The sequence below is a fragment of the Acidovorax sp. genome, assembly GCF_046314175.1.
Lineage (GTDB): Bacteria > Pseudomonadota > Gammaproteobacteria > Burkholderiales > Burkholderiaceae_C > Acidovorax.
This window is the reverse complement of the sequence record NZ_JBKBXG010000034.1, coordinates 1-21,563: the sequence shown is the minus strand read 5'-3', so window position 1 is coordinate 21,563 and position 21,563 is coordinate 1. Positions and strand designations below refer to the sequence as shown.

Sequence of the window (21,563 nt, the reverse complement as noted above, 5' to 3'; positions counted from 1 at the left end):
GGGCCATGCTAAGCCGCGCCCCGCAAATTCGACGCCAGACAACGCCGCGCCAACAATGGTTACGCGCTTGTCCTACAAAAAGCCGGATAGCAGTGCGCAATGCAGTGCCTGCCGTCTGCCGTCTGCTGCCAGACGCGTTTGCTGTTCAGGCGCTCACAGCACCACGAACAGTTTTTCGCGCAGCTCGGGCAGGCGTTTGAGGCCGATAGCGCTGCCGGACATGGTCTCTACCCAGTGCGGGTACACATCGCGCAGCTGCGCGCTGTTGCGGCAGGCGTGGATGGACTCGATCAGCGAAAGCCGGTTGTGGTGGCCGAAGGTGTTGTTGACCGTGTTGGTCATAAAGTTGCGCGCCATCTCCAGCTCTTTGGCCGTGCGGCTGTCGGCAGGCGGCAGGGCGGCCAGGTCGTCGTTGGCCGACGTGGCTGCGGGTTTGGCGGCAGCTGCGGGTGCTGATGCTGCGGCAGGCCGGGCGGCGGCGCGGGCCTCTATGCAGCCCTGGACAAGCAGTTCATCAAACAGGGCGGCTGCATCGTGCCCCGCCACAAACACCTCCAGGTCCTTGCCCGAGCGCTGCCCATCCACCAGCAACAGCAACCGCCGCACCATCGGAGGAAGCCCCAGAGCGCGCGACTGGATTTCGTGCTGGCCAGCGGCTGTTTTTGCATAGACGGTGTAGCGGTGGTCGATGGATGCGTCGGCCATGGGTATGTGGATATGTCGGTGGGTGAATATAAAAACGGTGGTGCTCGCCAATACAGGCAAAGCTGCTGGGGCGGGCAAGGGGCGGTTACTCAGTGTTACCAGATAACTAATTTGCGGCATTGGTGGTTCTACCGAGCGGAGCCGTGGTCGGGTGCCCCCGCTGCTGCGCTTTGGGAGGCACCCATACGAGTCTGTATATCCCATTTTTTTGGTGTTTTTGGCCTCTAGCGCTTGTTCCATAAGCGCTAGCAGCTATTGTTTTGGTAGTAAATGATTTCCGGGGCTTCATTGCCATTCCAAGCAGCCGTCTGTCGGGGCGCCAGCCTTTGCAGGCCCACTCCCTACAATCCGCACGCCATGCACCATCCCCGTCCTACTCCGGTCCTGCCCGTGCGCGACGGGGTAAGCCCCAGCTGTGTGGTGCTGCCCACCCACGGGCGGGGCAACATGTTGGACTTTTTGGCCCAGCGGTTGCCGGTGGTGGCTCGTGGCGAATGGTTGCAGCGCATGCTGGCCGGTAATGTGGTGGACGAACGCGGCGAGGCCGTGGCGCCCGATCGCCCCTTTGAGGGCAGCCTGCGCATCTATTACTACCGCAGTCTGCCCGCAGAGCCTGTGCTGCCGTTTACCGAAACCGTGCTCTACCAGGACGAGCATCTGGTGGTGGCCGACAAGCCGCACTTCATGCCGGTCACCCCGTCAGGCCGCTACCTGCACAACACACTGCTGGTGCGCCTTAAGCGCCAGCTGGGCCTGCCCGACCTGTCGCCCCTGCACCGTATCGACCGCGACACCGCCGGGCTGGTGCTGCTGTCGGTGCAGCCCGGCACGCGGGGCGCCTACCAGGCGCTGTTTCGCGACCGGCAGATCACCAAGCACTACGACGCCATCGCGCCCTGGCGCGCAGATGTGGGGTTTCCACGTGACCACATCAGCCGCCTGGAAGAAAGCGCCCAGTTCTTTCGCATGCACGAAGTGCCCGGCGAGCCCAACAGCCATACGCACATGCAGGTGATGGAGGTGGCCGGAGACTGGGCCCACTACCGCCTGTCTCCCATCACCGGCAAACGCCACCAGTTGCGGGTACACATGGCTGCGTTGGGCCTGCCCTTGCGCAACGACCCGTTTTATCCGGTGGTCAACGACCCTGCAGAGGGCGACTACTCGCGCCCCCTGCAGTTGCTGGCGCGGTCACTGTCGTTTGTCGACCCAATTACGGGCGCGCTGCGGGTGTTTGAAAGCAGGCAAAGGTTGCATGCAGAGTATTGGGGTTTACCACTACTAACATACTCTTGACCGCTAAAAGTGGGGTGTCCCTGGCGTAGCCATGGCATTGACATGGATTTTGCTTTTGCACACAGATAAGGTAACTTGGTTACCCAATCCGGGCGGAGGGCCTGGAGTTGCAGAAGAAAACAATATGAACCCCACCACCACACACCGCTCCGTTGCCTTCAAGCTGTCGCTTACGGCATTGCTCAGTTTGCTGCTTGTACTGCTCATCACCATGGGCATCGTCAGCGCTTTGTTCTGGCAAAACTTTGGTCGGCTTTCACGCAGCGATGCCCATCAACAAGCAGCCCAGTTGCGCATTCTGGCGCAGACGTTTGACGAAACCGCGCAAGAGCAGGCCAAACGCGATTTCACCCTGTTCAAGGCCAACTTTCCGGGTGATTTTTCACTCAGCGAGGTCCCGGGGGCGGACGGCAAACCGGAAGCCACTTTGGGATTTCAGGGCGCACCGCTCAACGGCGACTTTGAAGTGGTGGACCGTTTCTCCAAAGACAGCATGGGCGCCGTGGCCACCATCTTTGCGCGCACGGGCGACGATTACATCCGCGTGACCACGTCCCTCAAAAAGCAGGACGGCGACCGCGCCTACAAAACCCTGCTGGACCGCAAACACCCCGCCTTTGAGTTGATGAACGAAGGTAAAACCTTCATCGGCCGCGCCAACCTGTTTGGCCGTGAATACATGACGGTGTACGAGCCCATTCGCGAGGGCAACCGCACTATCGGCATCCTGTTCATCGGCTCTGACATCGGCCCCATTCTGGGCAAGCTCAACGCCTTGATGGGGGCTCAGAAGCTGTTTGCCACCGGCGCGGTGTATGCAGTCAATATTTCGTCAGGCCCCGCACGGGGCAGCGTCTTTGGTTTGCCCGGCGCCAACGCGGCACTCAAGGTCGATGAAAAACAGGACGACGCAAAGACCTGGCTTGCATTGCTAACGGGTATTGAACAATCCGGCGATTTTGAATCGAGCTGGTCGCCACGGCGCAGCGGCGACGGCGACAACGCCACGCGTTATGTGGCGGTGGAGCGCTACAAACCCTGGAACTGGGCCATCGTGGCCGAGGCACCCGTGTCGGAAATGATGGGTCAAGCCCGCAATGTGCTCACCTGGCTGTGGCTGGGTGTGCTGGTGGCGCTGGTGTTGCTGGCGGTGGTGCTAGTGGTGGCCACACGTCGCCTGGTGGGTGCCCCCGTACAGCAGCTGAGCACCGCACTGGGCTATCTGGCGCAAGGTGATTTGACCCACGCAGTCACCCTGAAGTCCCGCGACGAAATCGGTAGTCTGGCCCAGGCCATGGAAGGCTTTCGCATTCGGCTGATGGAAAGCCTGAGCACGGTGCGCACCAGTGCCGACAGCGTGTCTTCGGCCAGCAACGAAATCGCTCAAGGCAATCAGGACCTGTCCAGCCGCACCGAAAGCCAGGCCAGTTCACTGGAGCAAACGGCGGCCAGCATGGAGCAGCTGGGTGCCACCATTAGACAAAACGCCGACAGCGCCAACCAGGCCAACCAGCTGGCCGTGGGCGCCAGCCGCGTGGCTGCACAAGGCGGCGATGTGGTGTCTAAAGTGGTCAGCACCATGCAGGACATCAATACCAGCAGCCAAAAGATTTCCGACATCATTGGCGTGATTGACGGCATTGCTTTCCAGACAAACATCCTGGCCCTGAACGCCGCCGTGGAGGCCGCGCGTGCGGGTGATCAAGGCCGTGGTTTTGCCGTAGTGGCTGCTGAGGTGCGCAATCTGGCACAGCGCACTGCCGCTGAGGCCAAGGCCATCAAGGAGCTGATTGGCGCCAGCAACGCAATGGTGCAGCAGGGCACAGTGCTGGCCGACCAGGCGGGCACCACCATGCAAGAGGTGGTGAGCTCCATCCGGCGCGTGGCGGACATGGTGTCTGAAATCAGCGCCGCCAGCAGCGAGCAGACCGCAGGCGTGGGCCAAGTGGGCGAAGCGGTCACGCAACTGGACCAAACCACGCAGCAGAACGCCGCGCTGGTTGAAGAAATGGCCGCCGCTGCCAGCAGCCTGCGCGTGCAGGCAGAGCAGATGGTGACTGCGGTGGCGCAGTTCAATTTGGGGCACGGGGCTGACAACGGCCAGACCCCGAGGCCTGTGCTCGCTGCGGCATCCCGACGGCCAGTCCAGGCACGGCTCACTACATGAGCTAACGCAAGCACCGCCGGTAGAAGTTGCCAGAACTAGGAGCCTGTCGGGCTTGGAGCGTCGAAAGCGAAAATCGGCCCCAGCGAGGACAGTTTTTGCCGAATTTGCAGCCTCATAGCACGGCTATGGGGCAAAAAGACGGTGAAAAATGGACCGCTGCGGCCGATTTGCAGCCGACGACTTCCAAGTCCGACAGGCTCCTAGAGAGCGCGGTAAGCATGCGCTAGGGCTGTTGGTAGCGTTGCTTGTGGCGCTGGCGCAGGTGATCGTGCTCAGAACGGGGACAGTTTCTCTATTGCCAAAATGTCGGCAATAGTTGGGACGGCACGGAGTTGCAATTTGGTTTCTTCGGCACTTTTACGCCACAGACGATATTGATCCAGACCGTCATACTCATGTTTTCAGCGCATGGAGAACCTATGAATCAAAATCCCGACATCGTTCTTGCTCGCGGGCTTCACAAAGCCACAGAGCTTTCGATCAAGCAAATATCGGAAGCGCAAAGCATGGCCAAAGACTTGTTTCCCGGCGTCGATCATTCGCGAGCAGATATCTTGGCGATTGCTCAGTTGATCGCCGTCAATTACGCCACTGTGTGCGTGGGCAGCTCCAAGGCGCAGTGAAACCATCGCGTGCTCGCTACCACCACCACCACAGCCATCGACCGTTCACAAAAAATCAGGCGCAACCGTAACGCCTGTGGTTTGGTGAATGAATCCAAGTCACAGAAGATCTTGCTGCAGAACGAGCCTTGGTGTCAGGACGCACAGCTTCTATAGCGGAATGCCGCAAAAGCCGCGAAACGCCGTGATTCGCATGTTGAAAAGTCGCATGCACTGGGGGTTGACCTTAAGGACGAGAGGCTGAGAGTCTTTTATCCATGCCCGCCTTGCACGCCAAAACGCCCCGGCTCGTCGTTGCAAATGCTCGCCATAGCCCGAGCTATGGCTGTGCTTTGCGCCTAGATCCGAGGCGTTTTCGCGCGCCTTTCGGGTTCGGCTAAAAAACTCTCAGCCTCTGAGCAGCAAATGGCGATACAGCAATCAAAAGGTGGAAGGCTGATCGCAGCTGGCGCAGTGGTCGGATTTTTGGCGTCTGCTACGCCCAATTGAGTGCGCGGCAGATAGGTACAATGCGTGCAGTTTGTTGATATGCAGGGCGTGCAATACGCCCTGAAATTCAACGGACTAGCTTAAAAATCCGTTGCAAATCAACGGGGTGCATAAAGCGGGTGTAGTTCAATGGTAGAACGGCAGCTTCCCAAGCTTCATACGAGGGTTCGATTCCCTTCACCCGCTCCAGCCGCCTCGGGCTGATTCTCTTTCTCTCTCCTTCTTTCCCGTCACGATGGTTACCCGCGCACATTGCGCGGGGTGCTGCATTGCCATGCGCCAATCCGGCAGGCATGACAAGCCATTGACTGACGCGGCATCGCTTGCGCCCGCGTCACCATGCTGGCTCGGCCCCTTTTGCGGGCCGCCATCGTGTGAGGAAATGAATGGCTTCCAAGGACAAGGACTCTGCACCCAAACCCTCCGCGGGTAAAAAGCCCAGCGCGGCGCGGGAAGAAAAAGACGCCAAGGCCCAGCGCGAGCTGGGCATCGTCGGACCGCATGGCGATATGCGTCTGGCGTCGGTAATCATCGAGGGCTATAGCCTGGAGTTGAGCGATGGCGAAGGCTATGTGGGCGACGTGGCCAGCCGCACGGCCTTTCGCCACATGCTGGACGCGTGGCGCAAGCTGTTTGCATCCATGGAGGGCAAAGACTCGATGGGCACCACGCCCACGCGCGATCTCAGCAAACACAAGCTGGACGCCTTGCTGGAAAAAGAGGGCGTAGCCGCCCGCGCCATCGAAGCGGCGTCGGAAGACTACGCCATGCAGCTCGCGCACGTGGTGCAGCGATTTCTGAAACACAAGACCTGGCGCGGCGTGGAGCGCATCATCATCGGCGGGGGCTTTCACCAGAGCGAGGTGGGTGGCCGCGCCATCGATCACACCCGCAAGATTCACATGTAATAAAACGCGCCCGTGGAGCTGCGCACGCTGCGCCACCATGCGGACGAGGGTGGGCTGATTGGCTGGGTGCACCTGGCGCCCCCCGCGCTTTTACAAAGCTACGACGCCATCCTGGCCGTGGACATTGGTGGCACCAACGTGCGCTGCGGCATTGTGCAGACCCACTTGCACCGCGCGCCCGACATGTCGCTGGCCGAAGTGGTGCGACGTGAGAAATGGGCCCACGCCAACGACGAGCCGCGGCGTGACGAGCTGGTCGAAGGCATCGCCACGCTGCTCGAAGACCTGATCGCCTACGCTGCGAAAAAGAAGATCCTTCTGGCGCCTTACGTCGGTGTGGCCTGCCCAGGACTGATTGTGGAAAACGGATCGTTGGTCGGGGGCACGCAGAACCTGCCGGGCAACTGGGAGAGCACCCGCTTCCATCTGCCGCGTGACCTGTGCGAGCGGCTGCCGCACATTGGCGACGGCCGCACCCAGGTATGCCTGCACAACGATGCAGTGGTGCAGGGCCTGTCTGAAATGCCCTTCATGCAGGACGTGGAGCGCTGGGCGGTGTTGACGGTGGGCACGGGCCTGGGCAACGCCAGCTACACAAACCGGCGCGACGCGCCGGTCCAGGGTTGAGCGCTTACGCTTACCACTGAAAGCAGCTGCTGGCGCTCTTTACGATCTTGCAGTTAAAGAGCGTCCCGGCGGCGCCGCGATGCTCGTGGGTGTAGTCGGCAAGCAGGTTGTCGTTGTAGCGGGCATGGTGGGGCTGGCCCCTGGGCTTGTCCAAGCTTTCGGACCATATCTTGATGTGGCAGGTGCCCTTGTTCTGGTCCGCGCAGAACTTGTAGGCCGCCCGGCCAATGTAATCGGTGTCCTGTGCCTTGTCCGTGGGCACCATGGCGTAGTAGGTATTGCCATGGGACTCGAAAACATCGAGCTGGAATGTTTGCGCGTGCGCAACGGCAGTTGCCGTGGTCAGCAGCGAAAAAATCAGTGCTTTCATGGTGTTGTCCCTCCTTTTTGTGCCATGGCTCACTGCTGGTAGCAGCGGCTGGCCGTTGTCACGAGTTTGCAGTTGAATCGGATGCCATCGGCAGCGCCGCCATAGTTGCGCATGTATTCGGCAAGCTTGTTTTCGTTGTATCGCGTGTGAAATGGGTTGCCCGTTGGCTTGTCCAGGCTGTCGGACCAGATCATCACGCGGCAGTTGCCCTTGTTCTGGTCTTGGCAGAACTTGTAGGCCACTCTTTCCATGTACTGGGTGTCCCGGGCTTTGTCGGTGGGCACCATGGCGTAGTGCATGGTGCCGTGTGATTCGAAGACGTCCAGCGTTTGCGCGTGCGCTACCGCAGTCGCTGTGGTCAGCAGCGCAAGGATCAAGGCTTTCATATCGGTTGGTTCCCTCTGGGTACGTGCAGCCGGTGGGCGGCCTTGGAAGCGGCGCCTCTTGGTTCTTGGTAGTGGAAATGCAGTGCAGCCCCGAATGGGACTGCCTGTGATACCGAGTGCACGGTGGTAATTTTGCCCCACGCTTGGGGCAACGCCGAACGGGTTTTTACTTCTGGATATCCCCCAGGCACAGGTACTTGATCTCCACATAGTCGTCCATGCCATAGTGCGAGCCTTCGCGGCCCAGGCCCGACTGCTTGACGCCGCCAAAAGGCACATGCTCAGTGGCCAGGATGCCCACGTTGGCGCCCACCATGCCGTATTCCAGCGCCTCGGTCACGCGGAAGATGCGGCCCACGTCGCGGCTGTAGAAGTAGCTGGCCAGGCCAAACTCGGTGTTGTTGGCCGCATCGATGGCTTCCTGCTCGGTCTTGAACTTGAAGACCGGGGCGAAGGGGCCAAAGGTTTCCTCGCGGGCGCAGAGCATGTTGGCCGTGGCGTTGGCGACCACGGTGGGTTCAAAGAACTGGCCTGAGCCCAGGGCGATGAGGCGCTGGCCGCCCGCCACCACCTGGCCGCCCTTGGCCAGCGCGTCATCCACATGGCGCTGCACCTTGGCCAGCGCGGCTTCCTCGATCAGCGGGCCCTGGTTCACGCCGGCTTCAAAGCCGTTGCCCACCTTGGCCGTCTTGACCTTGGCGGCGAACTTGGCCACGAACTCGTCGTACACGCCTTCCTGCACATAAAAGCGGTTGGTGCACACGCAGGTCTGGCCCGCGTTGCGGTATTTGCTGGCAAAGGCGCCTTCCACAGCGCTGTCGATGTCGGCGTCGTCAAACACCAGGAAGGGCGCGTTGCCACCCAGCTCCAGCGACATCTTCTTGACCGTGGGGGCGGACTGCGCCATCAGGATGCGGCCCACTTCGGTGCTGCCCGTGAAGCTGATGTGGCGCACCACGTCGCTCGCGCAGAGCACCTTGCCGATGGCGATGGAGTTGTCGCTGTCGGCGGGCAGGATGTTGAACACCCCCGCCGGGATGCCTGCGCGCAGGGCCAGCTCGGCCGCGGCCAGGGCCGTGAGCGGCGTCAGCTCGGCGGGCTTGATGACCACGGGGCAACCTGCGGCCAGGGCAGGGGCCACCTTGCGCGTGATCATGGCCAGCGGGAAGTTCCACGGCGTGATAGCGGCGCACACGCCGATGGGCTGCTTGAGCACCATCAGGCGGCGGTTGTTGTCGAACTGGGGCAGGGTCTCGCCGTTGATGCGCTTGGCTTCTTCGGCAAACCACTCCACAAAACTCGCGCCGTAGGCCACTTCGCCCTTGGCCTCGGCCAGCGGCTTGCCTTGCTCGGCCGTCATGATGCGGCCCAGGTCGTCCTGGTTCGCCATGAGCAGGTCGTACCACTTGCGCAGGATGATGCTGCGCTCCTTGGCGGTCTTGGTCTTCCAGGGGCCCCAGGCGGCGTTGGCGGCGGCAATGGCGGCCTCTGCGTCGGCCGGGCCCAGGTTGGCCACGTCAGCCAGCTTCAGGCCCGTTGCGGGGTCGTTCACATCAAAGCGGCTGCTGCCCGCCACCCACTGGCCGTTGACGAGGCCGTCGGTCTTGAGCAAGGTGGGGTCGTTCAGCAGGGCGAGGGGGGAGGTCTTCATGTCCATGGGATGGTCCTTGAGAAAGGGGGGCTAAACGTGGGCAGATCGAGGTTCACGCACGAAGCGGCAGCGGGCATTGTCAGCCGCCTGGGCGACGGCCGCATGTCGCCGATGTGAACTTCCGGGCGGTAAGGGGCATATCAGGCACGGCGACCGCGCAGCCACTCCAGCGCCAGCAGCAAGCTGGTGGTGAACAGGATGAGCAACGTGGCCACCGCGGCGATGGTGGGCGAGATGTTCTCGCGGATGCCGTTGAACATCTGGCGCGGCAGTGTGGACTGGTCGGCACCGGCCAGGAAGAGGGTGACCACCACTTCATCAAACGACGTGGCAAACGCAAACAGCGCGCCGGAGATCACGCCCGGTGCAATCACAGGCAGCGTGACGCGAAAGAAAGTGTTGAACGGCGTCTCACCCAGGCTCAGCGAGGCGCGCACGAGGTTGTGGTTGAAACCCGCCAGCGTGGCCAGCACGGTGGTCAGCACAAAGGGTGCGCCCAGGGCCGCGTGCACGATGATGAGGCCGAAGTAGCTGTCGGCCAGGCCCAGCGGCGCAAAGTACAGGTAGGTGGCCACACCCACCACGATGATGGGCACCACCATGGGCGCGATCAGGATGCCCATGAGCAGCCCTTTGAACCGAAAGTCTGCCCGCGACAGGCCCACGGCGGCGAGGGTGCCCAGCACCGTGGCAACGAGCGTGGCTGCAGGCGCCACGATGAAGCTGTTGCGCGTGGCGCGCGCCCATTCGGCCGATTCGAACAGGTTCTGGTACCACTTGAGCGACCAGCCGTGGATGGGGTAGGCGAGGAACGAACTCTCGGAAAACGACAGCGGCACCATCACCAGGATGGGTGCCAGCAAGAAGGCGAGTACGGCCACGCACAGCGCGCGCACGGCCCACCAGCCGAGCTTGTCGGCCAGCGTGGCGTAGAGGGGGAATGAGGGAAGGCGAAACATGGTCAGCGGCTTTCTGCGTCAGAAGGTGGGGTCATCCAAGACTCAGCTCGGCCTTGCCAAACCGGCGGTACACGCCATACAGCACCAGCGTGGCGGCCAGCAGCAGGGCGCCCAAGGCGCAGGCCATGCCCCAGTTCACTTCCACATTGGTATAGCGGGCGATGTAGTAGCTCAGCATCTGGTCGTCGGCCCCGCCCAGCAGCGCGGGTGTGACGTAGTAGCCGATGGCCAGGATGAACACCAGCAGCACACCCGCACCAATGCCCGGGTAGGTCTGCGGCACATACACCCGAAAGAACGCCGCCATGGGCGAGCTGCCCAGCGACACCGCTGCGCGCAGGTAGGTGGGCGGCACGCTTTTCATCACGCTGTACAGCGGCAGGATCATGAACGGCAGCAGGATGTGCACCATCGCAATCACCACACCCGTGCGGTTGAACAGTAGCGCCAGCGGCTGCTCGATCAGGCCCAGGCCCATCAGGCCCCGGTTGACCAGGCCTTCGGACTGCAGCAGCACGATCCAGGCGGCCACGCGCACCAGGATGGAGGTCCAGAACGGCACCAGCACCAGGATCATCAGCACATTGGCCGGGCGTGCGGGCAGCGAGGCCAGCCACCAGGCCAGCGGGTAGCCCAGCAGCAGGCACACCAGCGTGACCACCAGGCTGATGTGGAAGGTGCGCAGCAAGATGCCACCAAACGCGCGCTGCTCCTCAGGCATGCGCTCGATGTGCCCCAGCGCATCGCGCTGCAGGTCCACCGAGGCGAGCAGGTAGTCGGGCGTCCAGCGGGCGCCGTTCTTGGCAATGGCCTGCCACAGCGGGGCTTCAGCCCAGCGCGGGTCCTTGTCCAGCAGCTGCGCGCGGATGGCTTCGGGTGATCCCTCCAGCGGCAGCGCGCGGTAGGCGCCCATGACCATCGAGCGCGCACCGGGCACTTCGGTGTTGAGCCGCCGCGCCAGTGCCCCGGCGTCGGAGCTGTCGGGCAGGCGGGCCAGGTCTTGCACCAGCGCGGCGTAGGCCGGGGCAGCGGGTGCATCCTTGCGGTCCCAGCCGTCCAGCGCGCGCATGGTGGCGGGCAGGGCGTTGGCGACTTCGGGGTTTTCCACCGCGCGCTGCAGCAGCGCGGCAATGGGCACCAGCAGCGTGAGCAGCAGGAACACCAGCAGGGGCAAGGTCAGCGCAAAGGCGCGCCATTTGCGGCGCGACTCGGCGCGCGCCAGGGCCTGGCGCAACGCACCGGGGGGGCTGCCGGTGGGGGCATTGGCGATGGGATGGGCCAGGGTGGCTTGCATGCGGGTGTCCTGCTCTCAGCGTTTCACAAGGGAGTCAAAGGGCGCTTACTGCGTGGCCCAGGCGGCAAAGCGCTTTTCCAGTGCCTCGCCCTGGTCGGCCCAGAAGCCCACGCTGAACTGCAGCGCCTCCTTGGCGTTGGTGGCAGAGGTGGGCAGGTCGTCCAGCACCTTCTTGTCCAGCGATGCCAGTGCCTTGGTGTTGGCCGGGCCGTAGGCGATGTTCTGCGCGTAGGCGGCCTGCTGCGGCGTCTGCATGGTGAAGGCGATGAACTTCACGGCCGCATCCTTGTTGGGCGTGCCCTTGGGGATGGCCCAGTAGTCCAGGTCGTAGATGCCGCCGGGCCAGTAGATCTTGAGGTTGCGGCCTTCGCGGTTGGCGGCGTCGATGCGGCCGTTGAACACGGTGGTCAGCGCCACGTCGCCCGCCACCAGGAACTGGGGCGCCTGCGCACCGGCCTCCCACCACTGGATGCTGGGCTTGAGCTCGGCGAGCTTCTTGAACGCGCGGTCGGCACCGTCCTTGGTGGCCAGCACCTTGTACACGTCGGCGGGTTTCACGCCGTCGGCCAGCAGGGCAAATTCAAGGTTGTAGCGTGCGCCCTTGCGCATGCCGCGCTTGCCGGGGATCTTCTTGGTGTCCCAGAAGTCGGCCCAGCTGGTGGGCGGCGTTTTGAGCTTGTCGCCGTTGTAGGCCATGACGGTGGACCACACAAAGATGCCCACGGCGCATTCGTGCACGGCGGCGGGCAGCAGGTCGGCCTTGGGCACGATCTTGCTGTAGTCCAGCTTTTCATACAGGCCTTCGTCGCAGCCGCGTGCGGCGTCGGGCGACTCGACCTCGACCACGTCCCAGGTCACCTTCTTGGTCTCGACCATGGCCTTGACCTTGGCTTGCTCGCCGTTGTATTCCACGGCCACGATCTTGGTGCCCTGCTTTTCATAGGGCTCGTAGAACGCCTTTTTCTGCGCATTGGCATTGGCGCCGCCGAAGTTCACGACGGTGAGCTGCTGCTGTGCAAAGCTGGGCAGGGCGACCAGGCAGGCGGCCAGGGATGCGCAGGCGATGAGGCTCTTTTTCATGGTGCAGATTTCCTTGGGTAGTGGAGGAACGGGAATGGGAAAAGGGACGGGAGCAGGGACGGGAAAGGGTGCGGGACGGTGAAAGCGAAACGGGGCTGCGTGAACGCCTTCACACGGCGTAGATGCGCGTGGCGCTGGGCGGGAACTCCAGCAGCACCTGGTCGCCCGGCTGCGGGTGGCTGGCGCCCGCGCCTGAAAGCGACAAGGCCCGCTTGACCGTGGCCTGCTCCTGGCCATGGCCCAGGTCACAGATCAGGCGCAGGTGGTCGCCGTAGTAAATGGTGCGCGCCACGGTAGCGGGTATGGCGTTGGGCCGGGGGTATTCGGACTGCGGCAGCAGCACCACACGCTCGGGTCGCACGCAGGCCTGCACCCGCGCGCCCACGGGGGTCTGGTTCACGTTGACGCCGGGCAGCAGGAAGCCGCCGGGCATCTGGATGGCGGCGTCAGCCCCAGCGCCCTGCAGCGTGCCCGAGAGCACGGTGCTGTCGCCCACAAAACCCGCCACAAAGCGGTTGCTTGGGGTTTCGTACAGGCTCTCCACATCGGCCAGTTGCTGGATCACGCCTTCGTTGAACACGGCCACGCGGTCGCTCATGGTCAGGGCCTCGCCCTGGTCGTGGGTCACGTAGACAAAGGTCACGCCCAGCTGGCGGTGCAGCTCCTTCAGCTCGATTTGCATGTGCTCGCGCAGCTGCTTGTCGAGCGCGCCCAGGGGCTCGTCCATCAGCACCAGCTGCGGGTTGAACACCAGGGCACGCGCCAGGGCCACGCGCTGCTGCTGCCCGCCCGACAGGCGTGCGGGCAGGCGGTCGGCCATGCCGGTCAGGCGCACCATGTCCAGCGCCTTCTTCACGCGGTCGGCCTGCTCTGCCTTGGGCACCTTGCGCACCGTCAGGGGGTAGGCCACGTTCTCGCCCACCGTGAGGTGCGGGAACAGCGCGTAGTTCTGGAACACCATGCCAAAGTTGCGCTTGTGCGGTGGTGTGCGCGTGATCTGCTTGCCATCGAGCAGGATGTCGCCCGCTGTGGGGGATTCGAACCCCGCCAGCATCATCAGCGTGGTGGTCTTGCCCGAGCCCGAGGGCCCCAGCAGGCTCAGGAACTCGCCGCGCTGGATGTCCAGGTCCAGCGCGCGCACCACCAGCTGTTCGCCGTCGTAGGTCTTTTGCACGCCGCTGAAGCGCACCAGGGGTTCGGCATGCGGGTTCATGGCGGGCGGTGCCTGGTAGGTGGAGTGAAGGGCCGGGCGCATGTCAGTTCGCAGCCGTGGCTGCGGCCTCCAGGCTGTCGGCCAGGATGGCCAGGCCCTCGTGCAGCAGGTCGTCCGACGCGGTCAGCGGCACCAGGATGCGGATCACGTTGCCATGGGTGCCACACGACAGCAGGATCAGCCCGCGCCGGGCGGCCTCGGCCACGACCTTCTTGGTCAGTGCGGCGTCGGGGCGTTGCAGGTCGCCGTTCTCGAACAGCTCGATCGCCACCATGGCCCCCAGGCCGCGCACGTCGCCAATGGCGGGCACCCGGGCGGCCAGGTCCTTGAGGCTGCGTACCAGCAGCGCGCCCATGTCCTGGCTGCGGGCCAGCAGGTTCTCTTGCGCAAACGCCTCGATCACGGCCAGTGCTGCGGCGCAGGCCACCGGGCTGCCTGCGTAGGTGCCGCCCAGGCCGCCGGGGGCGGGGGCATCCATCACGTCGGCGCGGCCCACCACGCCCGCCAGCGGGAAGCCGCCCGCCAGCGACTTGGCCGTGGTGATGAGGTCGGGCGCCACGGGCCACTGCTCGCTGGCAAACCACGTGCCGGTGCGGCCTGCGCCGGTCTGCACTTCATCGGCAATCAGCAGGATGCCGTAGCGGTCGGCCAGTGCCTTCAGGCCGCTGATGAATTCGGGGGGCGCCACATAGAAGCCGCCTTCGCCCTGCACGGGCTCGACGATGAAGGCCGCCACGCGCTCGGGCTCGATGTCGGTCTTGAAGATCAGCTCCACCGAATGCAGTGCCTGCTCCACGCTCACTCCGTGCAGCGCGTTGGGGAAGAGGGCGTGGTAGGTCTCGCCCGGGAAGGGGCCAAACCCGATCTTGTAAGGTGCGACCTTGCCCGTGAGGCCCAGCGTGAGGTTCGTGCGGCCGTGGTAGCCGCCGGTGAAGGCGATCACGCCGGGGCGCTTGGTGTAGGCGCGGGCAATCTTGATGGCGTTTTCCACGGCCTCGGCGCCGGTGGTCAGCAGCAGGCTCTTCTTGGCAAACGCGCCGGGGGCCAGGGTGTTCAGGCGCTCGCACACTTCCACGTAGGGCTCGTACGCCACCACCTGGAAGCAGGTGTGGGTGTACAGCTCCAGCTGGGCTTTGACTGCAGCGATCACTCCGGCGTGCAGGTGGCCGGTGTTGAGCACGGCGATGCCACCGGCAAAGTCGATGAAGCGGCGGCCCTCCACATCCCACAGCTCGGCGTTAAGCGCCTTCTGTACGAAGAGTTCATGGGCCTGACCCACGCCCCGGGCCACAGCGGCATGGCGGCGGGTAAGGAGGGCGGCATTGGTGAAGTGGCGGTCTTGCTGCATGGCGGTGGGCGGTGGTTGTGAAGGACAAAAAGAGGATGAAAACCAGGAATGGAGCGAATTCTGGAAGTCATGCCACGGCCCGTCCATGTACACCGCAGCGTTGTTTGGCGTGCACTGTGCAGGTCTAGAATCCTGTACAGGCAATCCCTGATTTGGTGTGCGCCAACCCAGTGCACAATTCGCCGCCTTTTTTGCCCTCCTGATGCTCACTCTCAGCCCCGAACTCCAGACACCTCTGGTCAGCCAGATCGTCGATGGACTGCGGGGTCTCATCGCCGGCCAGGTGCTCAAACCCGGCAGCAAACTCCCGTCCATCCGTGCTTTTGCCGCTGCGCATGGCGTGAGCGTGTTCACCGTGGTCGAGGCCTATGACCGCCTGGTGGCGCAGGGCTGGCTGGTGTCGCGCGCCAATGCTGGCTTCTTTGTGAAGCGGCGGGGTGATGAAGGTGCGGCGCCCGGCGCTGGTGCGCCCGAGCGGCCAGTGCCCCGTTTTGATGCGCGCTGGTACCTCAAACAAATTTTTGAAAATCGCAATCTGCCCATGAAACCGGGCTGCGGCTGGCTGCCGCACGACTGGCTGTTTGGCGATGCGGTCAAACGCAGCATGCGGCAGCTGTCGTCTGACGGCCCCGAGCTGGACGGCTATGGCCTGCCGCACGGCCACATGGCGCTGCGCATGGTGGTGGCAGAGTCGCTGGCCGAACACCATCTGGCGGTGGACGCCGACCAGGTGCTGCTGACCCAGGGCTCCAGCCAGGCGCTGGACCTGGTGGCGCGGTGCCTGGTCAAGCCCGGTGATGTGGTGCTGGTGGACGACCCCGGCTACCCCAACCTGCTGTTCATGCTGCGCTTTGCCGGTGCGCAGGTGCTGGGTGTGCGGCGCACCGCCACGGGCTACGACCTTCCCGCGCTGGAAGCCCTGCTGGCGGAGCACCAGCCCGTCGCGTTTTTCACGCAGCCGCGCCTTCAGAGCCCCACGTGCTCGGTGGCCTCTGTGGCGCACCTGCACCGCCTGCTGCAACTGGCAGACCAGTACCATTTCATGCTGGTGGAGAACGACATCTATGCCGACATGGACACCGGCGTGCGCCCATCGCTGGCCAGCCTGGACCAGCTCAACCGCGTGATCTACCTGGGCAGTTTCTCCAAGACGATCTCGCCCAATCTGCGCACCGGCTTTCTGGCGGCGCGGCGTGATCTGCTCGATGAACTGGTGCAGCTCAAGATGATTTCGGGCCTGACCTCGTCAGAGATCACCGAGCGCATCACGTTTGGTGTGGTGACCGACGGCCGCTGGCGCAAGCACCTCAAGTCCCTGCGCGAACGCCTGGCCGAGGCGCACCGCACGGTGGGGCGGCGCTTGCTGAACCTGGGGTTTGAGCTGTTCCATGAGCCCGAGGCGGGCATGTACCTGTGGGCGCGCCATCCTGATCTGCCTGACAGTGCCGAGCTGTCGAAGGACGCCACGGGCGCGGGCATCATGCTCGGCCCCGGTCAGCTGTTTTTGGTGGAGCCGCGCCCCACGGGCTGGCTGCGGTTTAACGTGGCGTTCAGCCAGGACGAGCGCCTGTGGCGCTTTCTGGAGCAGCGCATTCTGCTGGGCCAGCAGGTGGCGGAGTAGGCCTGCCGGCGTCGCTGCTGCGGCAAAATTTTCAAGCCTTTTTGGCTGTTAGCGCTTGCTGGTAAAGCGCCGGCAGCTACGAAATTAATAGTAAACACCCCGTGGAACTGAGGTTGCCGGTGCTGTGTGCGTGGTGGCGCGTGCTACCGGTCGATAATGCGCCGCGCAAACCGCTCCAGGTATTCCATCAACTGCTCCGCGCCCGCCACCGCCTGGGCTTCGTCGCCACTGGCAATGCCCTGCGCCAACTGCATGTGCGCGCGGGCGCCCTCTGAGACCTCACCTTCGTGCTGATACGCATACCAGAAGCGGCGGCACTGCACGATGAGCGGCTGCACGCATTTGACGGCGGAGTGGTTCTGGCTGGCCTGGTGGGTGACGAGGTCCAGTTCATGGTCGGCCAGCATGTAGTCGTCCAGGTGGCCGCGCGCTGCCGCTTGCACCATGTTTTCGGCGCAGCGCACGATGGCCTGGCGCTCTGGCGCGGTGGCGCGGCGGGCGGCGTTGGAGGCCAGCAGGCGCTCCAGCACACGGCGGGTCTGGATCACGTCCAGGTGGTCGGCCAGGTCGATGTGCGACACCAGCAAGCCGCGCCGGGGCTGCTGCACGATGAGCCCGATGGACACCATGCGCAGCAGTGCCTCGCGCACCGGCGTTCGGCCCAGGCCTGTGCTCTCGGCGATCTCGGCCTCCACCACGGGGCTGCCGGGCTGCAGCTGCAGCGTGGAGATCATGGTTTCGATGGCGTCGTAGGCCACGTCCGCCGCGCGCCGCTTGGGCGCGGGGTCTTGCGGTGAAGCGGGGTGAGTCGTTGTCATCATGCGAGGGCGGGCTGTGGGGGCGGAATCTTAGGTCACGGCAGGCTTTGCCTACGACACATCAGGGGCTTGGCGGGACAGAAGGTAACGGGGCCGCCGCTAGCGTGCCAATGCGCGCAGGCGCCAGCAGGTGCCGTGGGGGCGCGGGCGTCCAGCCAAACAGGTGCTGTGTGGCTGCGCCGCAGATGCGGCCCTGGCAGGCGCCCATGCCGCAGCGGGTGTGGAGCTTGGCATCGATCCAGCCCTGCCGTTCGGTCAACGCGGCGTAGGGCACGTCTTCGCAGCGGCACACAAGGGTGTCCGGCTGTGCCAGTGTCTTGAGTGATTCGTTCAGTAGAAAAGAAGCCCGCAGCGCCTGCGCAAAGCCCTCCCAGCGTGCCAGTTGCGGCCGCAGCGCATGGGCCTGTTGCACCTGTCCCGCCGCCACATGCCCTGCCATGGCGCCCTGAACCAGTGCACGTTCGCTGCCGCCAAAGCCGGTGGCTTCACCTGCGGCGAACACGCCGGGTACGCTGGTGCGCATCTGTGCATCGACAGCCAAGCCTTGGCCACCGCTCAGCGGCCCGCCCAGTGCGCAGCCCAGCATCTGCCCCAGGTGGGTGTTGGGTATCAGTCCGAACCCGCAGGCTACGCGGTCGCAGGCCATGGTTTCTTCTGCGTGTGGGCCTTTGCGCAGCCGCACGGTTTGCACCTGGGTGGTGCCGCGCGCCTCCAGCACATGGCTGCTGGCACGCAAACGCGTGTGGAGCAGCGTGAGGGCCTGCGCCGCCTTGGCGGACCATCGCGGCAGTTGCGCCGCAAAGCCTGCGAGTGCGCTCCAAGGCGCCTGTTCGGCCACGCGCACCACCGTGGCGCCCGCTTGGGTGGCGGTGGCCGCAGCGGCCAGTAGCAGCGGGCCGGTGCCTGCGATGACGATGCGCTGGCCGCGCACATCGAGCCCTGCCTTGATGAGGGCCTGCAAGGCGCCCGCACCCGTCACACCGGGCAGCGTCCAGCCCGGAAAGGGCAGCAGCAGTTCGCGGGCTCCGGTGCATAGCACGATGCGGTGGCTGTGCTGCGTCCAGCCCCGGTCGGCGTCTTCCAGCAGCAGGGCAGGCGCGTTTTCGCCGGGTTGGGAATCACCCAGGCCCACCACACGGGTGCCGGGCAGGAGGCGGATGTTGGTGTGCCGTGCCAGCGCCGCGCGGTGTTGTTGTGCCAGTGCGGGCAAGGCCACCTGGGGGCCATCGCGCCAGATTTGCCCGCCGGGCTGCGGGTTGTCGTCCACGATGGTGATCGATGCGCCGCTGGGCGCGGCGGCCAGGGCTGCGGCCAAACCTGCAGGGCCTGCACCGATGATGAGGATGTCGCAGCGCTCGTGCGCCGCTTGATGCTCGGTCATGGGTGGGGTCACGGGCTGGTTCATGGCGTGGCGCTCCCAGGTGCAGTGCCGACATCGGTGTGTATCGACATGCCCTCGGTGCAGACCGTCTGACACGCCAGGCGGGTGAGGCCATGGATGCGCACCCTGCATTCGTGGCACACGCCCATGCCACACAGCGGTGCCCGCGCCTCGCCGGTAACAGAGGTGCGCGTGGTGCCTGGTGTTTGCTGTGCCAGAGCGGCGGCCACACTCGTCCCTGCAGGCACCTGCATAGGCGTGCCGTTCACGACGATTTGCACCAGGGCGGGTGTGGATGCGGTCATGGATTGCTCAGGCCCGCAAAACGAGCCGGTGCATAGGGCGCAGGGTCGATCACTGGTGTGCCCCCTGTGATTTTCGCGGCCAGCAACTGCGCGGTGGCGGGGGCGGTGGTCACACCCAGCCCTTCATGGCCCACGGCCAGCCACAGGTGTGGGTGTTCGGGGTGCGCGCCAATCAAAGGCAGGCTGTCGGGAGTGGCGGCGCGAAAGCCGGTCCAGGTGCGAATGGCGTTGAGGTCGGCCAGGCCCGGCAGATAGTCGAGTGCACGTTGCAGCATGCGCGCCATCACGGCGTTGTTGACGGCGGGATCGGTGGTGTCGAACTCGCGCGACGAGCCAATCAGCAACTGCCCCGTGGGCCGGGGCTGCACGTTGAAGGCCACCGAGGTGCCATCACTATGGTGCGCGCTGGTGATGTAGCCCAGTTCTACCAATTGGTGATGCACAGTGCCCGGGTAGCGGTCGGTGATGACGAGGTGTCCCTTCTTGGGACGCAGCGGCAGGCCGGGGCACAGCTCTAGGGCGTGGATACCACTGGCCAGCACGATGGCGCCTGCGCTGCGCTGGCTGCCATCGCGCAGGGTGACGGTGTGGCCGTCGATGCGTGTGGCTTCAGCCTGCTCAAAGATCAAGTGTCCTTGTGCTGCCGCCTGGTCCAGCAGCCACGGGGCTGCGCGGGGGGCATAGACCACGCTGTCGCCCTGCACCTTGAGCGCTCCCGCTAAACCGGGGCGCAGCGCGGGTTCTGCGCGGGCCAGGGCTGCTGCGCCGAGCATCTCGCAGGCCACGCCCTGTGCTTGCAAGGTAGCGCGTTTGGTGTACGCAGCCTGCAGCTCTTCTTCATTGGCCGCCAGCCAGAGTGTTCCGCAGGCGGTAAAGGCGCAGCCCGCATCCATGTGCGGTGCCCAGGCGTGCCAGAGGTCCAGGGATGATTTGCTCAGCGCCAGTTCTGCCGGGTTGTCGTCCATCACCACCAGGTGGCCCATGCCCGCCGCAGTGGCTCCGCCCAGGCGCGCATCGATGATTCGCACTGACGAACCTGCCTGCACCAGCGCATGGGCACAGGCCGCGCCCACGATGCCGGCGCCAATCACAAGGACATCGGTGTGTTGCATGGGGCGCAATTGCAGCAACAGGGCCGGGTTACAGCCGGATTCCCCAGCCGAAGGGGTCGCTGTCTTCAATCAGCAGCGTTGCTTCGGCACTCATGTGTGCCCGGCCGCGCAATGTAGGGATGACCTTGCCATCGCCCTGCAGCGTGTAGCTGGCCTCGAACTGGCTGCCGATGATGCTGGCCTGGCGCCAGATGGCGCCCTGTGCCAGCTTGCCGTCGGCCGCCAGGCAGGCCACCTTGGCGCTGGTGCCCGTGCCGCAGGGCGAGCGGTCATAGGCCTTGCCGGGGCACAGCACATAGTTGCGGCTGTCGGCGGGGTCATCGGCCTGGTCGTCGTCGGCAAACAGCTCGATGTGGTCAATCTCGCCGCCGTTGTCGCCCCGAATACCCTGGTCCTTGAGGGCCTGTTGCACGGCGCAGCTGTAGGCCATCAATGCCTCCAGGTTGTCGCTGGCCACACGCTGGCCGTGGTCGGAGATCAAGAAGAACCAGTTGCCGCCCCAGGCCACATCGCCCACCACGCGGCCGTAGCCTGGCACGTCAATGCCCAGTGCGTGGTGTAGCCGGTAGGCGGGCACGTTGCGTACGCTGACAGAGCCATCGGTGTGCAGGGTGGTGGTGACGGTGCCCACGGGTGTCTCGATGCGGTGCTCTCCGGGCGTGATGCGGCCCAGGTAGGCCAGCGATGCGATCAGCCCGATGGTGCCGTGGCCACACATGCCCAGGTAGCCGCTGTTGTTGAAGAAGATGACACCTGCTGCGTTGGCGGGATCTTGCGGCGCGCAGAGCAGCGCCCCCACCACCACATCACTGCCACGCGGCTCCAGCACGGTAGCGGCCCGCCAGGCATCGTGGCGCTCGGCCAGCAGCGCACGCCGTTCGGCCATGGTGCCAGTGCCCAGGTCTGGAAATCCGTCGATGACAAGCCGGGTCGGCTCGCCGCCCGTGTGGGAGTCGATGACGTGGATGCGTTGCATGGTGCTCTGGTCGTGGTGGAGTAGGGCGCTCAGTGTCTCAGGTGACAGACTGGTATTTTGTAGGGCGCGTGGCCAGGGCCTTGCGCACCACACTCTCGACAAATGCGCGTTCGTCGCCCACCAGGGGCAGGCGGGGGCGGCGCATGTGTTCGGTGCCCACACCCACCAGCGCATCGATGAGCTTGAGGTTCTGCACGAGCTTGTTGGACACATCCAGGTGCAGCATGGGCGTCA

The 21,563-nt window shown here is 64.5% G+C and carries 20 protein-coding genes, 1 tRNA gene and 1 pseudogene; 7 read left to right on the top strand and 15 right to left on the bottom strand.

Features of this window, described 5'->3' with window-relative positions:
- Positions 1 to 153 precede the first annotated feature (153 nt).
- On the bottom strand, positions 154 to 705 hold the full coding sequence (locus ACK4OE_RS11705; RefSeq protein ID WP_409884982.1) for a hypothetical protein: 552 nt from the start codon (positions 703 to 705) through the stop codon (positions 154 to 156).
- Between the two features lie 357 nt (positions 706 to 1,062).
- On the opposite strand from ACK4OE_RS11705, the gene ACK4OE_RS11700 reads away from it, so the two are divergent.
- The 6 genes from ACK4OE_RS11700 to ACK4OE_RS11675 all read left to right on the top strand — a co-directional run bounded on the left by ACK4OE_RS11700 (position 1,063) and on the right by ACK4OE_RS11675 (position 6,815).
- A complete protein-coding gene (locus tag ACK4OE_RS11700; RefSeq protein ID WP_409884981.1) occupies positions 1,063 to 2,001 on the top strand; it encodes a pseudouridine synthase in 939 nt (312 codons plus the stop codon).
- Positions 2,002 to 2,125: 124 nt separating this feature from the next.
- Positions 2,126 to 4,168, top strand: a complete 2,043-nt coding sequence (locus ACK4OE_RS11695; protein ID WP_409884980.1) for a Cache 3/Cache 2 fusion domain-containing protein — start codon at positions 2,126 to 2,128, stop codon at positions 4,166 to 4,168.
- Positions 4,169 to 4,587: 419 nt separating this feature from the next.
- The gene (locus tag ACK4OE_RS11690; protein ID WP_409884979.1) at positions 4,588 to 4,791 is read left to right on the top strand and encodes a hypothetical protein; all 204 of its coding nucleotides are present in this window, start codon (positions 4,588 to 4,590) and stop codon (positions 4,789 to 4,791) included.
- Between the two features lie 604 nt (positions 4,792 to 5,395).
- Positions 5,396 to 5,469, top strand: a tRNA-Gly gene (locus ACK4OE_RS11685).
- A gap of 197 nt (positions 5,470 to 5,666) precedes the next feature.
- Entirely contained in the window at positions 5,667 to 6,188 is a 522-nt protein-coding gene (locus tag ACK4OE_RS11680; RefSeq protein ID WP_409884978.1) for a hypothetical protein, read from the top strand.
- Between the two features lie 12 nt (positions 6,189 to 6,200).
- Positions 6,201 to 6,815 carry an ROK family protein gene (locus ACK4OE_RS11675; RefSeq protein ID WP_409884977.1) on the top strand — a complete coding sequence of 205 codons (615 nt, stop codon included), beginning with the start codon at positions 6,201 to 6,203 and terminating at the stop codon, positions 6,813 to 6,815.
- Positions 6,816 to 6,825: 10 nt separating this feature from the next.
- On the opposite strand, the gene ACK4OE_RS11670 is transcribed toward ACK4OE_RS11675, so the two are convergent.
- The 8 genes from ACK4OE_RS11670 to gabT form a co-directional block, all read right to left on the bottom strand.
- Positions 6,826 to 7,185 carry a hypothetical protein gene (locus tag ACK4OE_RS11670; RefSeq protein WP_409884976.1) on the bottom strand — a complete coding sequence of 120 codons (360 nt, stop codon included), beginning with the start codon at positions 7,183 to 7,185 and terminating at the stop codon, positions 6,826 to 6,828.
- Positions 7,186 to 7,214: 29 nt separating this feature from the next.
- The gene (locus tag ACK4OE_RS11665) at positions 7,215 to 7,571 is read right to left on the bottom strand and encodes a hypothetical protein (protein WP_409884975.1); all 357 of its coding nucleotides are present in this window, start codon (positions 7,569 to 7,571) and stop codon (positions 7,215 to 7,217) included.
- A 166-nt stretch (positions 7,572 to 7,737) separates the two neighbouring features.
- Positions 7,738 to 9,228, bottom strand: coding sequence for an NAD-dependent succinate-semialdehyde dehydrogenase (locus ACK4OE_RS11660; RefSeq protein ID WP_409884974.1), 1,491 nt, complete (start codon positions 9,226 to 9,228; stop codon positions 7,738 to 7,740).
- A 134-nt stretch (positions 9,229 to 9,362) separates the two neighbouring features.
- Entirely contained in the window at positions 9,363 to 10,181 is an 819-nt protein-coding gene (locus ACK4OE_RS11655) for an ABC transporter permease (RefSeq protein WP_409884973.1), read from the bottom strand.
- A 31-nt stretch (positions 10,182 to 10,212) separates the two neighbouring features.
- Entirely contained in the window at positions 10,213 to 11,475 is a 1,263-nt protein-coding gene (locus ACK4OE_RS11650) for an ABC transporter permease (protein ID WP_409884972.1), read from the bottom strand.
- Positions 11,476 to 11,520: 45 nt separating this feature from the next.
- The gene (locus tag ACK4OE_RS11645) at positions 11,521 to 12,555 is read right to left on the bottom strand and encodes an ABC transporter substrate-binding protein (protein ID WP_409884971.1); all 1,035 of its coding nucleotides are present in this window, start codon (positions 12,553 to 12,555) and stop codon (positions 11,521 to 11,523) included.
- 109 nt (positions 12,556 to 12,664) lie between these two features.
- Entirely contained in the window at positions 12,665 to 13,768 is a 1,104-nt protein-coding gene (locus ACK4OE_RS11640) for an ABC transporter ATP-binding protein (RefSeq protein WP_409885008.1), read from the bottom strand.
- A 43-nt stretch (positions 13,769 to 13,811) separates the two neighbouring features.
- Positions 13,812 to 15,116, bottom strand: coding sequence for a 4-aminobutyrate--2-oxoglutarate transaminase (gabT, locus tag ACK4OE_RS11635; protein ID WP_409884970.1), 1,305 nt, complete (start codon positions 15,114 to 15,116; stop codon positions 13,812 to 13,814).
- A 202-nt stretch (positions 15,117 to 15,318) separates the two neighbouring features.
- Here gabT and ACK4OE_RS11630 point away from each other — a divergent pair, with 202 nt between their 5' ends.
- Positions 15,319 to 16,737 (top strand): PLP-dependent aminotransferase family protein, encoded by a 1,419-nt coding sequence (locus ACK4OE_RS11630; RefSeq protein ID WP_409884969.1) that lies wholly within the window; start codon positions 15,319 to 15,321, stop codon positions 16,735 to 16,737.
- A 143-nt stretch (positions 16,738 to 16,880) separates the two neighbouring features.
- On the opposite strand, the gene ACK4OE_RS11625 is transcribed toward ACK4OE_RS11630, so the two are convergent.
- The 6 genes and pseudogenes from ACK4OE_RS11625 to ACK4OE_RS11600 form a co-directional block, all read right to left on the bottom strand.
- A complete protein-coding gene (locus tag ACK4OE_RS11625) occupies positions 16,881 to 17,555 on the bottom strand; it encodes a GntR family transcriptional regulator (protein WP_409884968.1) in 675 nt (224 codons plus the stop codon).
- Positions 17,556 to 17,616: 61 nt separating this feature from the next.
- The gene (locus ACK4OE_RS11620) at positions 17,617 to 18,960 is read right to left on the bottom strand and encodes an FAD-dependent oxidoreductase (RefSeq protein ID WP_409884967.1); all 1,344 of its coding nucleotides are present in this window, start codon (positions 18,958 to 18,960) and stop codon (positions 17,617 to 17,619) included.
- A complete protein-coding gene (locus ACK4OE_RS11615; RefSeq protein WP_409884966.1) occupies positions 18,957 to 19,241 on the bottom strand; it encodes a 2Fe-2S iron-sulfur cluster-binding protein in 285 nt (94 codons plus the stop codon). The genes ACK4OE_RS11620 and ACK4OE_RS11615 overlap by 4 nt, the downstream gene beginning before the upstream one ends.
- Entirely contained in the window at positions 19,238 to 20,353 is a 1,116-nt protein-coding gene (locus ACK4OE_RS11610) for an NAD(P)/FAD-dependent oxidoreductase (protein WP_409884965.1), read from the bottom strand. Before ACK4OE_RS11610 ends, ACK4OE_RS11615 begins: the two co-directional genes overlap by 4 nt.
- A 28-nt stretch (positions 20,354 to 20,381) precedes the next feature.
- Positions 20,382 to 21,329: a 4-hydroxyproline epimerase gene (locus ACK4OE_RS11605; RefSeq protein WP_409884964.1), complete on the bottom strand. Its 948-nt coding sequence runs from the start codon at positions 21,327 to 21,329 to the stop codon at positions 20,382 to 20,384.
- A 37-nt stretch (positions 21,330 to 21,366) separates the two neighbouring features.
- Positions 21,367 to 21,563: pseudogene (locus ACK4OE_RS11600) on the bottom strand (dihydrodipicolinate synthase family protein); the annotation flags it as partial.